Source organism: Chelativorans composti, assembly GCF_039541695.1.
Taxonomy (GTDB): Bacteria; Pseudomonadota; Alphaproteobacteria; order Rhizobiales; family Rhizobiaceae; genus Chelativorans; species Chelativorans composti.
On sequence record NZ_BAABGS010000019.1, the window covers coordinates 25,228 to 40,904 of the forward strand.

A 15,677-nucleotide genomic window follows, 5' to 3' on the forward strand; every position below is an offset into this window, starting at 1 on the left:
AAACACGATGGCCGAGTGACTCAAAGCTCAGCGCCACCCTCGGTTCCTGATCTAGGATCAAAAAACGACCCGATTTGGCCACCGATTTTATATGGTAAACTATTTCTATACCGCAATCGGCGAAGAAGGTGGCTTGTCGTGTAGTTTGGAGGTTGTCATGCTTGCCCCGAGTGCCCACAAAGCCCTCACAGCAATCAGGCTTTCCTTCGCCGCCATTCTGGTCGCACTCAGCACGGGTCCAGTGCTCGCCGATGCAGGATTTCAGCGCTGGATTGCCGAGTTCCGCCAGGTCGCCATTCAGAGCGGCATTTCGCCGTCGGTCTATGACCGCGCCTTCAAGGGCGTGACCTCGCCGGATCCGGAGGTGCTTGAAAAGGCCCGGTACCAGCCGGAATTCAAGGCGGAGCCGTGGGAATATTTCGACAACCGGATCAACGAGCATACCATCGCCCGGGGCCGCCAGCTCGCCCGCGATCTGAAGCCGTGGCTCGATCATATCGAGGGGCAGTACGGCGTTAGCCGCTACATCCTGCTGGCCATCTGGTCAATGGAGACGAACTATGGCGAGGCTCTCCGGAACGAGCGCGTGATGCGCCACGTGCCGCGGTCGCTCGCCACCCTCGCCTATGCGGATCCAAAGCGGGCCAAGTTTGCCCGGACGCAGCTGATTGCGGCGCTCAAGATCCTGCAGTCCGGCGACATCGACGTGCATCACCTGCAGGGTTCCTGGGCGGGAGCCATGGGCCACACCCAGTTCATCCCGACCAGCTACCAGGCCTATGCGGTCGACGCGGACCGCGACGGTCGCCGCGACATCTGGAATTCAATCCCCGACGCGCTGGCTACCGCAGCCAACCTGCTACGCAAGAACGGCTGGCGCACCGGCGAGACCTGGGGCTACGAGGTTATCCTGCCGGAAGGCCGGAAGTTCCCGTCCGGGTCCATGCCGCTCAGCAAGTGGGCTTCGATCGGCGTCGTGCGCGCCAACGGCAAGCCGTTCCCGCGCGGTTCCGACATGGCCGAGCTCAAGGTGCCGGACGGCCGCAAGGGACCGGCTTTCCTGATGACGAACAACTTTTTCGTACTGAAGCGCTACAACAATGCGGACACCTACGCGCTGGCTGTCGGCCTGCTGGCCGACGAGATCGCCGGCTACGGCGGCCTGGTGCGGGATTGGAACCGACCGTTCGAGCGGCTGTCCTTCACCGAGACGCAGGAGTTGCAGCAGCGGCTCAGCGCACTAGGTTACTACAGCGGCCCGATTGACGGTAAGGTCGGCTCGGGATCGCGAGACGCTATCCGCGCCTTCCAACAGCGGCTTGGCATCAACCCTGACGGCCATCCTTCCAAGGACGTGTTGCGCAGGCTCAGAGGTCAGTAGGATCAGATCCGATGGTCACGTTCCGCCGCTCCACCCGTCTGTCCATGCGAAAGGCTGTGGCGGCCCTGGCCATCGCGTGCGGCTGTTTCGTCCTTTCCGTCGGCACGGACACGGCCAGCGCGCAGCAGCGGCCGGAATACTATGTCGTGCGCAAGCCGAACCTGTTCGAGCGGCTGTTCGGGATAAGGCGTCAGCCACCCTCGGTCATGGCGCCGCAGGAACCGCAACAGCAGCGCCGGGCGCCGCGGCGGCAGCAGCGCCAGGGCTCCCCCGCCGCCCGCAGCGGACAGGGCGCCGCCGTTTCCGCCAAGCCTGCAGTCGAGAAGCAGCCCGATGCCAAGGTTGTTCTGGTCGTCGGCGACTTTCTGGCTGGCGGCGTCGCAGGAGGCCTTGCCTCGGCTTACGAGGAAGTCCCTAGCGTGCGGATCGAGGACCGCAGCAAGGGTTCGTCGGGCTTCGTGCGCGACGACTACTACAACTGGAACGCGGAAATCAGCCCCATCCTCGAGACGGTGAAGCCGGCGGCGGTCGTGGTCATGCTCGGTTCGAACGACCGGCAGCAGATTTCTGCGGACGGGCAAACCTTCCGCCCACAGACCGAAGAGTGGACAGCCGAGTACACGAAGCGCGTGAACGCCTTCGCGGAAACGCTGGCGAAGAGCAGCATCCCGTTCCTGTGGGTAGGGCTGCCGCCATTCAAGTCGCCGGCGATGACGTCCGACATGCTCGCCTTCAACGACATCCAGAAAAAGGCGGCCGAATCGGCGGGCGGCACGTTCATCGACATCTGGGACGGGTTCGTGGACGAGAACGGCGCCTTCACCTACACCGGCCCGGACATGAACGGCCAGCCGGTGCGGCTGCGCTCAAGCGACGGCATCAATCTCACCCGCGAGGCGCGGCGCAAGATCGCATTCTATCTGGAAAAGCCGCTCAACCAGATTCTTGGGGCGGCCGCGGCCCCCGCAGGCTCGCCGGCGGCGTCCGGCGAACAGCCCGGACAAGAACAAGCTCCAGCGGCGGCCATGGTCCCGGTCCGGGATCTGACGCGAACCGCACCCATCTCCCTCGCAGGGCCGGAACTCAGCACGAGCAGCGCGCTGCTCGGCGGAGAGCGGCCCAACGGCGCGGCGCCCGCCGCGAACCTGTTCAAGCCGCAGCCTGGACGGGCAGACTTCCAGCTCGTCGGCAAGCCTGAGAAAAAGAACGGGGCCGGCGACGGCACGCCGCCAGCCCCGCAATAATTCCATCCTGCCATCTCAAACCCCGGGTGCTTCCGGCGCCCGAATGCCGTCCTTCCCTCACGCTTCGAGAGGTTCACCGTGAGGGCGAGGTTGCATCAGCGCGGCAGGACGCTGCTTCCCATCAGGTATTCGTCGATGGCGCGGGCGGCCTGACGGCCCTCTCGAATCGCCCAAACAACCAGCGACTGACCGCGGCGCACGTCACCGGCAGCGAACAGCTTGTCGATGTTGGTGCGGTAGTCGACGTCGTTCGCAACCACGTTGGTCGAATTGCGGCGGTCGACGGTGACGGCCAGCTTGCCTTCCAGCTCCGAGAGAACACCCGTCGGGTTGGGTCCGGCAAAGCCGATCGCGATGAAGGCGAGGTCCGCCTTGATGATGAACTCCGTGCCCGGGACCGGCTTGCGGCTCTCGTCCACGCGGCAGCACTTCACGCCGGTCAGCTTGCCGTTCTCGCCGACGAACTCGAGCGTCGCCACCTGGAACTCGCGCACCGCGCCCTCGGCCTGGCTGGTGGAGGTGCGCATCTTGGTCGCCCAGTAGGGCCAGACGGTGAGCTTGTCTTCCTTCTCCGGCGGACGGGGACGGATGTCGAGCTGCGTCACGCGCACCGCACCCTGGCGGAAGGCCGTGCCGACGCAGTCGGAGGCCGTGTCGCCGCCGCCGACCACCACCACGTGCTGGCCCGCAGCCGAAATCGGCTCGGCCGGCCAGGCGACGGATTCGATGTTTTCGCCACCGATGCGGCGGTTCTGCTGCACCAGATAAGGCATCGCATCATAGACGCCGTGGAGATCGCCGCCCGGAATGCCCGCGGGACGCGGCTTTTCCGAACCGCCGCAGTAGAGAACGGCATCGTAATCCGCGAGTAGCTCAGCCACCGGCTTGTCGATACCGACGTTCACGCCGCAGTGGAAGGTGACACCCTCGCCCTCGAGCTGGGCAATGCGGCGGTCGACATGGATCTTTTCGATCTTGAAGTCCGGGATGCCGTAGCGCATCAGGCCGCCCGGCTTGCTCTCACGCTCATAGACGTGAACCTCGTGGCCGGCGCGGGCAAGCTGCTGGGCAGCGGCGAGGCCGGACGGGCCCGAGCCGATGATCGCGACGCGCTTGTCCGTCTTCACCTCCGCAGGTTGCGGCCGCATGAAGCCGAGTTCCCACGCCTTGTCGGCGATGGCCTGCTCGATGTTCTTGATCGTGACGGGCACGTCCTCAAGGTTGAGGGTGCACGCCTCCTCGCAGGGAGCGGGACATACACGGCCCGTCCACTCCGGGAAGTTGTTCGTCGAAAGAAGGTTGCGGATCGCCTCCTCCCAGTTGCCCTGGTAGACGAGGTCGTTCCAGTCCGGGATCTGGTTGTGAACCGGACACCCGGTCGGGCCATGGCAGAAGGGAATGCCGCAATCCATGCAGCGGGCGGCCTGCTTCCTGACCTCCTGCTCGGTCATCGGCAGGACGAATTCGCGGAAGTGCCGGATGCGATCAGCCGCAGGCTGATACTTCGCTTCCTGGCGGTCGATCTCGAGAAAACCTGTAACCTTACCCATCGTTGTTCCTTGTTCCCCTGGCCCGCGGGGCCGGGGCAGCAGCGGAGCCCGCAATCAGCGAACTCCGGGAAATCCAACTCCGATCATGGGCCGTCCCGACGCGCGGCGACGGCCCACAGTTCCCTCAGTTCAGGCGGCTGCACCCGCCAGGCGATTGCGCTGCATCTCTTCCAGCGCGCGGCGATACTCGACCGGCATGACCTTGCGGAACTTGGCCCGATACTCGGACCAGTTGTCCAGGATCTGCCGCGCCCGCTCCGATCCCGTGAACCGATAGTGGTTCGAGATCAGGTGCGCCAGACGCTCCTCGTCGTGACGGGTCATGTCACCGGAGACGTCGACGCGGCCCATGTGGGCAAGGTCACCGCCATGGTGATGCAGTTTCTCGAGGATGTCGTCCTCTTCCGGAACCGGCTCAAGATCGACCATCGCCATGTTGCAGCGCTTGGCGAAATCGCCCTCCTCGTCGAGAACATAGGCGATGCCGCCAGACATGCCAGCCGCAAAGTTGCGACCGGTCCTGCCGAGCACCACGACGATGCCGCCGGTCATGTACTCGCAGCCATGGTCGCCCACGCCTTCGACGACTGCCACCGCGCCGGAGTTGCGGACGGCGAAGCGCTCGCCCGCCACGCCGCGGAAGTAGCACTCACCCTCAATGGCGCCGTAGAGCACCGTGTTGCCGACGATGATCGACTGCTCGGGCACGATCCTCGCATTCTCCGGCGGACGGATGACGATGCGGCCGCCCGACAGGCCCTTGCCGACATAGTCGTTGCCGTCGCCCCAGAGCTCGAAGGACACGCCACGGGCCAGGAACGCGCCAAAGGACTGGCCGGCGGTGCCCGTGAACCTCACCTGGATGGTGTCGTCCGGCAGGCCCTTGTGACCAAAGCACTTGGCTATCTCGCCCGAGAGCATCGCGCCGGCGGAGCGGTCGGTATTGTGGATGTCGAACTCCAGGGACACCGGCTCCTTGCGCTCCAGAGCTGGAGCAGCCGCGGCGATGAGCTTCCGGTCCAGAACATCGTCGATCGGATGCTTCTGGCGCTCGGTCCAGCGGATCTCCTCGGGCTTCGCCTCCGGCTTGAAGAACACGCGGGAGAAGTCCAGGCCGCGCGCCTTCCAGTGCTCGATCATCGCACGCTTCTCGAGCAGGTCGGACTGGCCGATAATTTCGTCCAGCTTGCGGTAGCCCATCTCAGCCAGGAGCTGGCGCACTTCCTCGGCGACGTAGAAGAAGTAGTTGATGACGTGCTCCGGCGTGCCCTTGAAGCGCTTGCGCAGGACCGGGTCCTGGGTGGCCACGCCCACCGGGCAGGTGTTCAGGTGGCACTTGCGCATCATGATGCAGCCAGCCGCGATCAGTGGAGCCGTCGAGAAGCCAAACTCGTCCGCACCCAGCAGCGCGCCGATGACGACGTCGCGGCCGGTCCTGAGACCGCCGTCGACCTGAAGGGCGACGCGGCTGCGCAGGCCGTTCAGCACCAGCGTCTGGTGCGTCTCGGCAAGGCCGATCTCCCACGGAATACCGGCGTGCTTCAGCGAGGTGAGCGGGGATGCGCCCGTTCCGCCGTCGTAGCCGGAAATCGTGATGTGATCGGCGCGCGCCTTGGCCACACCTGCCGCAACGGTGCCGACACCGGCTTCCGCCACCAGCTTGACCGAAATGTCGGCCGACGGGTTGACGTTCTTCAGATCGAAGATCAGCTGTGCCAGATCCTCGATCGAGTAGATGTCATGGTGCGGGGGCGGCGAAATCAGGCCCACGCCCGGCGTCGAGTGGCGGGTCTTCGCGATGGTCGCGTCAACCTTGTGGCCGGGGAGCTGGCCGCCTTCGCCGGGCTTCGCACCCTGAGCGATCTTGATCTGGATCATGTCCGCGTTGACGAGGTACTCCGCCGTCACGCCGAAGCGGCCGCTCGCCACCTGCTTGATGGCAGAGCGCTCGGGGTTCCGCGAGCCGTCCGGCAGCGGCATGAAGCGATCCGGCTCCTCGCCGCCCTCGCCGGTGTTGGACTTGCCGCCGATGGCATTCATCGCGCGGGCGAGCGTGGTGTGCGCCTCGCGGCTGATAGAACCGAAGGACATCGCGCCCGTCGAGAAGCGCTTCACGATCTCGGACGCGGGTTCGACCTCGTCCAGCGGAACGGGCTTGCGGCCCGTATCCTCCGCGCGCCTGATCTGGAACAGGCTGCGGATGGTCTTCTTCTTGGCGCTCTCGCCGTCAACGAGGTTCGAGAACTCCTTGAAGGTCGCGAAGGACTTCTTGCGGACGGCATGCTGCAGGGTCGCCACCGCATCCGGCGTCCAGGCGTGGTCCTCACCGCGCTGGCGGTACTGGTAGTCGCCGCCCACTTCGAGCGCGCTCTTCAGGAGCGGATCGTTGCCGAAGGCGCGGGCGTGGCGGGCAACCGTCTCGCGGGCGATCTCCTCGAGACCGACACCCTCGATGCTGGTAGCCGTGCCGGTGAAGTACTTCTCGACGAAATCCGAGCGCAGGCCGACGGCGTCGAAGATCTGGGCGCCGCAGTAGGACTGGTAGGTCGAGATGCCCATCTTGGACATGACCTTCAGAATGCCCTTGCCGATCGCCTTGATGTAACGCTGGACGACCTCCTGCTCGCTGACCTCCGGCGGGAACATGCCCTTCTTGTGCATGTCGATCAGCGTGTCGAAGGCGAGGTACGGGTTGATGGCTTCCGCACCATAGCCCGCCAGGCAACAGAAGTGATGCACCTCGCGCGGCTCGCCGGACTCGACGACCAGACCCACCGAGGTGCGCAGGCCCTTGCGGATCAGGTGGTGGTGGACGGCTGCGGTCGCCAGCAGCGTCGGAATGTCGACGCGGTCCGGACCGACCTGACGGTCAGACAGGATGATGATGTTGTAGCCACCGGCAACCGCCGCCTCGGCACGCTCGCAGATGCGCTCGATGGCAGCTTCCATACCCTCGGCGCCCTCGTTGGCCGAATAGGTTATGTCGATGGTCTTGGTGTCGAACCGCTCCTCGGTGTGGCCGATCGAACGGATCTTCTCCAGGTCCTCGTTGGTGAGGATCGGCTGGCGAACCTCAAGACGCTTGCGGCGCGAGGTGCCGACCAGATCGAAGATGTTCGGGCGCGGGCCGATGAAAGAGACGAGGCTCATCACCAGCTCCTCGCGGATCGGGTCGATCGGCGGGTTGGTGACCTGCGCGAAGTTCTGCTTGAAGTAGTTATAAAGCAGCTTCGGATGGTCCGACATGGCCGGGATCGGCGTGTCGGTGCCCATCGAACCCACGGCCTCCTGGCCGGTGGTCGCCATCGGCGCCATCAGCAGCTTCAGGTCCTCCTGCGTGTAGCCGAAGGCCTGCTGTCGGTCGAGCAGCGAGACGTCCTTGCGCAGCTCGCGCGCCTCGACGGGCTTCAGCTCCTCGAGGATGAGCTGCGTGTTCTTCAGCCACTCCTTGTAGGGGTGCTTCTTCGCAATGGACGACTTGACCTCCTCATCGGAGACGATGCGGCCCTGCTCCAGGTCGATGAGAAGCATGCGGCCCGGCTGGAGACGCCACTTCTGGACGATCTTCTCTTCCGGGACCGTGAAGGCACCAGCCTCGGAGGCAAGGATGACGCGATCGTCGTCAGTGACGACGTAGCGGGCCGGACGCAGTCCGTTGCGGTCGAGCGTCGCGCCGATCTGGCGGCCATCCGTGAAGGCGACGGCGGCCGGGCCATCCCACGGCTCCATGAGTGCGGCATGGTACTCGTAGAAGGCCTTGCGATCCTCATCCATGAGCTTGTTGCCGGCCCAGGCCTCAGGGATAAGCATCATCATTGCGTGGGCCAAGCTGTAGCCGCCGTGGTAGAGGAACTCGAGCGCGTTGTCGAAGCAGGCCGTATCGGACTGACCCTCATAGGAGATGGGCCAGAGCTTGGAGATGTCCGTGCCGAACAGCTCGGAGTCGACCGAGGCTTGGCGGGCGGCCATCCAGTTGACGTTGCCGCGCAGCGTGTTGATCTCGCCGTTNGAGAAGCGCTGGTGCACGAGCGCAAGCGCCGACTCGGTGCGCGGATCGCGCAGGTCCTTATAGTACGCGCCAACCTGATAGGCCAGGAACATGCCCTTGTACACGATCGTCCGCGAGGACATGGACACGCAGTAGGCGCCAACGTCACGGTTGCCGTGATGGGCATAGAGGCGGCCCGAAATCACCTTGCGCAGGATGTAAAGACGGCGCTCGTACTGCTCATCCGTGTAGCCTTCCGGCCGGTTGAAAAAAACCTGCTGGTGATAGGGCTCCGACGCAACGATATGCGGGGCCCTGGACAGCGAGGAATTGTCGACCGGAACGTCACGGATGCCCAGCACCGTGAAGCCTTCCGACTGGCTGGCCTCGTGAATGATCTGATGCACGAACTCGCGCTCGCCGGCATCCTGCGGCATGAAGAAATGCGCGACGGCATACTGGCCAGGCCCGGGCAGCTCCACGCCCTGCTTAGCCATTTCCTCACGAAAAAGGCGGTCAGGGATCTGGATCATGATGCCGGCGCCATCGCCCACGAGCGGGTCCGCGCCCACCGCACCGCGGTGGGTGAGGTTCTCCAGCATCGCCAGGCCGTCCTCGACGAGCTGATGGCTGCGGACGTTCTTCATCTGAACGATGAAGCCGACACCGCAGGCGTCTCGTTCATAATCGGGATCGTACAACCCTTTCACGTCTGGCAGGCCCTGGGTGGTAGAGGTACGTTTGGAGACGGCGGCCTGCAGGCTAGAAGCGGGCACAATTCTTGCAGCAGTTCTCTGCTCCGTCATCTCTCTACACTCCACATTTGGGCCCCGACTTTCGGGGTCGCGTCACCTTTCCGGAGAACTCATCGTTCGGTCCGGCCTAAATTGAGCGGTCTCATTTCACTTAGTGCGAAGAAACCAGGTACCACACAGATGGTACTGTCCCTTCCAGGGCCGCGCATTTGATCCTTGTCTCACAGCGCAGCCCGACCCACGCACTCTGGTCTGCGTGGATCGCATCAGCGTTTCCCAACCATTTCCGCGCCCAGCGCGGCAAAATAAGACAGCAGTGCTGTCCTATTTCGGCCCATCTTTGACAGAAATTTAGCGCACACACAAGTCGGTTCCGCAAAAAAATGCGCAAAAATGCGTAACAAAATTGCTCACAGTGTTATCCATCCAGCAATTTTCATGCCTCGCGAGACCTTCCCCCTTGAACTGCGGATACCCACAATCCTAGAGAAACATCGGGCGCGGCAGTCAAACCCCTTGCATCGTTTCCCGACCTGAGCCATCTCATCGCGACATTGCCTGCATACAACCGGCAGGCGCCAAGAGGTTCCCATGAATTTCTCTTCAGACAACTGGGCAGGCGCCCTCCCCCAAGTCGCTGAAGCCCTTGTGAAGCACGCCAGCGGATTTGCCACCGCCTACGGGCAGAGCGATCTGGACAAGCGCGTTGAACAGCTCTTCAACGAAATCTTCGAGCGCGAAGTCGCCGTCTTCTTCGTGGCCACCGGCACGGCGGCCAACTCCCTTTCAATGGCCCTGCTGAACAGGCCGGGCGGGGTGATCTTTGCCCAAACCAAGGCGCACATGATCGAGGACGAAGGCGGAGCGGTCGAGTTTCTTACCGCGGGCGCCCGCCTTCACGGCGTGGAAGGAGAGAAGGGCAAGATCGATCCGGACAATCTGGAACGCGCCATCCGTCTGTTTCCGGCCGAGTTCGTCCATCACGGCCAGCCGATGGCCGTGTCCATCACGCAGTCGACGGAAATCGGTACGGTCTATTCCCTGGAGGAAATCGAAAAGATCGGGGCGGTTGCCAAGGCACATAGCCTGCCCCTTCATATGGACGGCGCTCGCTTCGCGAACGCGCTCGTTTCGCTCGGCACCACGCCGGCGGAAATGACCTGGAAGCGGGGCGTTGATGTCGTCTCCTTCGGCGGCACCAAGAACGGCTGCTGGTGCGCAGAGGCCGTCGTCGTCATGGATCCGGCAAGGGCGCGCGACATGCCGTTCATCCGCAAGCGTTCCGCACAACTGTTCTCGAAGTCCCGGTTCATCGCCGCGCAGTTCGAGGCCTACCTCAGCAACGGCTTGTGGCTCGATACGGCACGCCACTCGAACGCCATGGCGCAGGAGCTGGCCGAGGTGTTCCGCACGTCCGCCCATTCGCGGATCGCCTGGATGCCCGACGCCAACGAGGTCTTCCCGATCATCCGCGATCCGCAGGCCAAGCGGCTGATGGATGCCGGCGTCAACTTCTACGACTGGAACCCGCCGGCAGGCCTCGCGCTTGAGCCGGATGAAAAGCTCTACCGGTTCGTCACATCTTTCGCGACACGGAAGGAAGACATCGAGGCGATCCGGTCGATCATGAGCGCCTGAGCAAGCTGGCCCGGCCCCTCAAATGCAAATGGCGGCGCAATGCGCCGCCATGAAACTCTTCAGACTGCGCCTGCGTGGCGCGATGTGAACTGCCTCAGTTCACCGAAGCCTCGATCTGCTTGGCGCCACCGCCGGCACGTTTGATCTCGATGCGTCGCGGTTTCATCTCTTCGGGAACGTTCCGCTCAAGATCAATGTGAAGCAGGCCGTCCTTGAGGGTCGCGCCCTTTACCTCGACATAGTCGGCAAGCTGGAAGCGACGCTCGAAGCTGCGCGAGGCAATACCACGATAAAGGATCTCGGACTGCTCCTCACTGTGCTCCTCGGACTTGCTGCCCTTGATGGTAAGGGTGTTCTGGTGCGACTCGATGGCCAGGTCGTTCTCGGAGAAACCAGCGACGGCCATGGAAATCCGATAGGAATCCGGACCGGTCCGCTCAATGTTGTAGGGAGGATACGACTGCGTCTCGAACTGGCTCCGTCCATCGAGCAACGAGAACAGCCGGTCGAAACCGACAGTCGATCTGTACAGAGGCGAGAAATCAATCTGACGCATGACTTGTTCTCCTTTCGAGCAACAATTGCGTTGATCACGCAGGGACCCCTGTAGGCGTTCCCCTGTGACCGCGGCCCCGTTCCGGCTGCCGCAACTGTAATTTGGGTGGGGGATCCCACCGTTTCAAGTCCCGCGGAAAGGCCGCGAATGAACGCAGGATGAACAAATCCTTCCGCTTCCGTTCATTCGCCGGCTGCTAGTCTCATCACAGTGCTTCGGCCCCTGTCCCGTCCCTTCCAGGATCCGAAGCCTCGCTCGGGGATGGCTCTGCCATCCCCACACTTTTTTGCGATCCTCCGAAATCTTTGCTTCATCCCCCTCGTTTGGGGCAAAATGCGGTCTCTGTTCCGGAGATTCCGTTTCATGACCCTGCGCGTCACCGAAGACAATCCACTCCCAGAAGGCATCATTTCGGGATATCTCACCGCGAAGAAGGGGTTGAAGCTGCGGTATGCCCTCCTGTCCCGGGAGGAGCCCGGCCCGGGCACCGTGGTGCTGCTGCAGGGACGATGCGAGGCGATCGAAAAGTATTTCGAGACCATCGGTGACCTCCGGGCCATGGGCTTCGACTGCGCCACGCTCGACTGGCGCGGCCAGGGCGGATCGGACCGAATGTTGCGCGACCGGATGGCCGCACATGTCAGGTCATTTGACCACTACGTCGAGGATCTGACCCTGTTCTTCAACGAGGTGGTACTGCAGAGCTGCCGGCCACCCTACTTCATCCTGGCCCACTCGATGGGCGGACTGGTGACGCTGCTGGCCCTGCCCCAGCTGGCACAGCACGTCCGGCGGGCGGTGCTGCTCGCCCCGCTGCTCGGGCTGAACGAAGCCATCGACCAGAAGTGGATCGGGAAGATCGCGAGCCTGTTGTGCGGCCTCGGGTTGGGGTCGCGCTACTTCCCCCAGACCAGGCACCGCGGACGCCTCACCGCGTTTGAAGGGAACAGGGTGACGAGCGACAGACGACGGTTCGAGCGCAACAGGGCGATCGAGCTCACATTTCCGGAACTGACGGTCGGCAGACCCACGGCGGCGTGGGTTCAGGCGGCCTGCGACGCCATAAAACGCGTGCATGAAACCGGCTTCATGGCTGCCAACCGGACGCCGCTGCTGCTGGTCGCCGCGGGATCGGACGCGATGATTTCAAACGACGCGATCGAGGACTATGCGCGCCGGATCCGTTCCGGCCATTGCCTTGTGGTCGACGGAGCAAGGCATGAACTCCTGCAGGAGTCCGACATCTATCGGGAACAGGCGCTGGCCGCGTTCCGCGCGTTCGTAACGGGCCGGATGACCTCCGAGGAACCGGGTGAGGCGGAAACGATCGAGCCGGAACGAACGGAAACGGCCAAGCCCGACGAAAACGGCGAACGCAGCGAACCCGGCGTGACCTAGAGCGTTGGACCCTCAAGAGGGCCACGAACCGCCGCACCCCGGGTTTGCCAGCTCGGACCGAACGGCGATCCCCCTGCCCTGAACCCGCGCCGGCAACAAGCACTACCGGTTCAGAAGTTCCAGGGCCTGCGCGTGCAGCTCCGGGGTGACAGCGGCAATGATGTCGCCACCCTTTTCCGGACGGTCGCCCGACCAGGTGGTGATGATTCCGCCGGCCTGCCGGACAATCGGGATGAGCGCGACAATGTCGTAAGCGTTGAGGCCGCTTTCGATCACCAGGTCGATGTTGCCCGAGGCCAGCATGCAGTAGGCATAGCAGTCGGTGCCGTAGCGCGCGAGGCGGACGGCCTGCTCGACGCGTTGGTAGCGAGGCAGACGTTCCTCGTCGAACAGGAACGGGCTCGTGGTGCAGAGGGTCGCCTCGGACAGGTCGGTGACCTTCCTTACCGAGAGCGGCCGGTTCCCGTCCGGTCCCTCGTAGCGGGCACCGTTGCCATCCGCGTAGAACAGCTCGCGGGTGAAGGGCTGAGCCATCATCCCGGCCACGGCGGTTCCGTCCACGAGCAGGCCCACCAGGGTTCCCCAAAGGGGAATGCCGGAGATGAATGAACGCGTGCCGTCGATCGGGTCGATTGCCCATTGGAAACGGCTGTCGGTACTGCTGTTTCCGTATTCCTCGCCAACGATGCCGTGGTCCGGAAACTCCCGCGCGATCAGATCCCGGATCGCCTGCTCCGTCGCCCGGTCGGCCTCGGTCACGGGGTCGAAACCGGAGGCGCGCTTGTTCATGACACGCCCGCCGTCGCGAAAGCGCGGCAGCGTCTCGGCAGCGGCAGCCGCCGCCAGACGGCGGAAAAATTCCGGCGAGGGAGAGATCGTCATGCGGGCCAACCTCTTCAAAGGACGTCTCGGATCGGACAGCAGGAGCGGCTCAGACTTAACACGAGCCTTAGCCACCCAACAGCTCACATTCTTCGCGGTGCCGACCGGGGAGCGGAGCCGGACCCGCATTTTCCGAAACCGCTCTAGCAGGGGCGATGGTTCTGCGGCAAGGCACAACAACGCAACAATTTTCCCTTGACATTTGTGCAGTGCAGCATAAAGTAATTTTCAGGATAGTTTCTATCCGGCCCTTACGGGCGTTTCCTCCCTAGACTTCGACCGCATTTCGATGCGGTCTTTTTTTTTGCCTGCAGATCATGACCAAATCAGCGCCGCTTGCGTCAGGCGATATTGCTGCATTGCGGAATCGCGCCTATTCGGCGGCCATCGGTCGCGACGGCAGAATATCGGCGGAGAACGACACAAGATCGGCGATAAACTCGCTCAGCTGCTGGCGTAGCAAATCAAAACCGTCAGAGCGCTCCAGCGTATCGTCATCGAGATAGAGCCCGCGGTTCACCTCGATCTGAAGCGCGTGAACGTCCTGAGCCGGACGGCCATAGTGTTCTGTGATGAAACCGCCCGCATAGGGCCGGTTCTGCTCCACCGCAAAGCCCCGTGCCGCCAGCAGGGAGACCGCAAGCCGTGACAGGTCGGAGGAGGCCGAGGTTCCGAAACGGTCACCCACGACGATGTCGGGCGACATGTTGCCCTGGGGCGTGCGAATCGTGCTCGGCATCGAATGGCAGTCGATCAGGATGGCACGGCCGAATCGCGTCCGCGTCCGATACAGCAGGTCGCGCAGGGTGGCATGGTAGGGCATGTAATAGTGCTCGATGCGCGACATGGCCTCCTCGAGCGGAAGGCGGTGCCGGTAGATGTCCATGCCGTCAGCGACCAGACGCGGCAACGTACCGAGACCGCCCATCACCCGCGGCGAATGGGTATTGGCATAGGGCGGCACACGTTCCCTGAACATGCGCGGGTCGAGCTCCCACGGTTCGCGATTCGCGTCCAGATAGGCGCGCGGGAAATTGGCGCAGAGGAAGGTGGCGCCTACATCGAGCGCACCGGAAAACAGCTCGTCCACATAGCAGTCTTCAGACCGGCGGATGGACAGCGGATCCAGCCGACTCATCGCCAGAAAGCGCGGCGGATAGTGGCGGCCGCTGTGCGGAGAATTGAAGACGAACGGAACCGTCTGCCCGTTTCGGCCGGCAAACAGGACGAAGGGGGGGATTTCGGAGAAGTCCGCAGCCGCAGTCATTGGTTCAGTTCGCCCGCTCTGTTCTTCACCTCGTCCAGCCTGCCACCCGCGTCAGGCGCTGTCCAGCACTCTCCAAGCCTTCAATAAGTCAACATTCACTTGATATTTACCGTATCGGAATCATATAGCCTATGCCCTCAGGGCGCTTTCATTACAGATATCGGGTTTTGTTTTTTCGGAAGCAGTGATGGCACGAATTCTCCTTGCGGAAGACGATGAGGATATGCGGCGGTTCCTCGTCAAGGCGCTGGAGCGCGCCGGCCATGAAGTCGTCGACTTTGACAACGGAGCAGATGCCTACGGGCGGCTGCGCGAGGAGCCTTTCTCGCTTCTTCTCACCGACATTGTCATGCCGGAAATGGACGGAATCGAGCTGGCCCGCCGGGCGAGCGAAATCGATCCGGACCTGAAGATCATGTTCATCACGGGCTTCGCCGCCGTGGCACTGAACCCCGATTCCAACGCTCCGCGGGACGCCAAGATCCTGTCCAAGCCGTTCCATCTGCGCGAGCTTGTGAGGGAAGTGGATAAGCTGCTCCAGGCAGCATAGAATTTTTGTCGCGAGCCGTTTTCGGCTCTTGACGGCCGGCATCATTATGTGGTGTATGCGCGGCGTCAGATGGGCGTGTAGCTCAGCGGGAGAGCACTACGTTGACATCGTAGGGGTCACAGGTTCAATCCCTGTCACGCCCACCATCTACCACCAATAAAATCAATGCTTCATGGCGGCGGAGAGGCGGATAACGTAGTTCCCGTCAGGCGCTGAACCGCATAGCGCAAACTTATGACGTCTCGCGCTTCCCGGGGCTGACGGAAAACCGCCTGGAACCCTCCCTCTTTCCTTGGATCAGCCAGTCCTTCTTCAAGGCCTAGAACCTGTCTGGTTCGGCACATGGCTTTCCAGCGCAGCCGTTCGCTCTCATACGGCAAACAGGGGCTGCCCGCTCGTCGCAGCTGCTCCGCTTGCGCCGCCCTCACATCCGTTCAGATGATTCTGCGAATCAGCGAATCGATTCGG

Annotated in this window: 10 protein-coding genes and 1 tRNA gene; 6 read left to right on the forward strand and 5 right to left on the reverse strand. The window is 63.1% G+C overall.

The genetic code is table 11. The features are described 5' to 3' along the window. Nucleotides 1-157: 157 nt before the first annotated feature. Nucleotides 158-1,381 (forward strand): lytic murein transglycosylase, encoded by a 1,224-nt coding sequence (locus tag ABD906_RS07035; protein ID WP_345098793.1) that lies wholly within the window; start codon nucleotides 158-160, stop codon nucleotides 1,379-1,381. Nucleotides 1,382-1,392: 11 nt separating this feature from the next. Continuing rightward, nucleotides 1,393-2,625 carry an SGNH/GDSL hydrolase family protein gene (locus ABD906_RS07040; RefSeq protein ID WP_345098794.1) on the forward strand — a complete coding sequence of 411 codons (1,233 nt, stop codon included), beginning with the start codon at nucleotides 1,393-1,395 and terminating at the stop codon, nucleotides 2,623-2,625. A gap of 95 nt (nucleotides 2,626-2,720) precedes the next feature. On the opposite strand, the gene ABD906_RS07045 is transcribed toward ABD906_RS07040, so the two are convergent. Both ABD906_RS07045 and gltB read right to left on the reverse strand, forming a co-directional pair. Further along, complete coding sequence (locus tag ABD906_RS07045; protein ID WP_345098795.1) at nucleotides 2,721-4,175, reverse strand: glutamate synthase subunit beta; 1,455 nt, start codon at nucleotides 4,173-4,175, stop codon at nucleotides 2,721-2,723. Between the two features lie 129 nt (nucleotides 4,176-4,304). Then, nucleotides 4,305-8,969 carry a glutamate synthase large subunit gene (gene gltB, locus ABD906_RS07050; protein ID WP_345098796.1) on the reverse strand — a complete coding sequence of 1,555 codons (4,665 nt, stop codon included), beginning with the start codon at nucleotides 8,967-8,969 and terminating at the stop codon, nucleotides 4,305-4,307. Between the two features lie 540 nt (nucleotides 8,970-9,509). Here gltB and ABD906_RS07055 point away from each other — a divergent pair. Continuing rightward, nucleotides 9,510-10,556 carry a threonine aldolase family protein gene (locus tag ABD906_RS07055; RefSeq protein WP_345098797.1) on the forward strand — a complete coding sequence of 349 codons (1,047 nt, stop codon included), beginning with the start codon at nucleotides 9,510-9,512 and terminating at the stop codon, nucleotides 10,554-10,556. Between the two features lie 94 nt (nucleotides 10,557-10,650). Here ABD906_RS07055 and ABD906_RS07060 read toward each other — a convergent pair whose 3' ends face one another. Next, nucleotides 10,651-11,112 carry an Hsp20 family protein gene (locus tag ABD906_RS07060; RefSeq protein WP_345098798.1) on the reverse strand — a complete coding sequence of 154 codons (462 nt, stop codon included), beginning with the start codon at nucleotides 11,110-11,112 and terminating at the stop codon, nucleotides 10,651-10,653. Nucleotides 11,113-11,475: 363 nt separating this feature from the next. On the opposite strand from ABD906_RS07060, the gene ABD906_RS07065 reads away from it, so the two are divergent. After that, nucleotides 11,476-12,510, forward strand: coding sequence for an alpha/beta fold hydrolase (locus ABD906_RS07065; protein ID WP_345098799.1), 1,035 nt, complete (start codon nucleotides 11,476-11,478; stop codon nucleotides 12,508-12,510). 102 nt (nucleotides 12,511-12,612) lie between these two features. Here ABD906_RS07065 and hisN read toward each other — a convergent pair whose 3' ends face one another. Both hisN and ABD906_RS07075 read right to left on the reverse strand, forming a co-directional pair. Beyond that, nucleotides 12,613-13,392 carry a histidinol-phosphatase gene (hisN, locus tag ABD906_RS07070; protein WP_345098800.1) on the reverse strand — a complete coding sequence of 260 codons (780 nt, stop codon included), beginning with the start codon at nucleotides 13,390-13,392 and terminating at the stop codon, nucleotides 12,613-12,615. A gap of 373 nt (nucleotides 13,393-13,765) precedes the next feature. Further along, complete coding sequence (locus ABD906_RS07075) at nucleotides 13,766-14,659, reverse strand: N-formylglutamate amidohydrolase (RefSeq protein ID WP_345098801.1); 894 nt, start codon at nucleotides 14,657-14,659, stop codon at nucleotides 13,766-13,768. Nucleotides 14,660-14,846: 187 nt separating this feature from the next. Here ABD906_RS07075 and cpdR point away from each other — a divergent pair, with 187 nt between their 5' ends. Both cpdR and ABD906_RS07085 read left to right on the forward strand, forming a co-directional pair. After that, entirely contained in the window at nucleotides 14,847-15,209 is a 363-nt protein-coding gene (gene cpdR / locus ABD906_RS07080) for a cell cycle two-component system response regulator CpdR (protein WP_345098802.1), read from the forward strand. 71 nt (nucleotides 15,210-15,280) lie between these two features. Then, nucleotides 15,281-15,355 (forward strand) — tRNA-Val (locus tag ABD906_RS07085). Nucleotides 15,356-15,677: the final 322 nt, after the last annotated feature.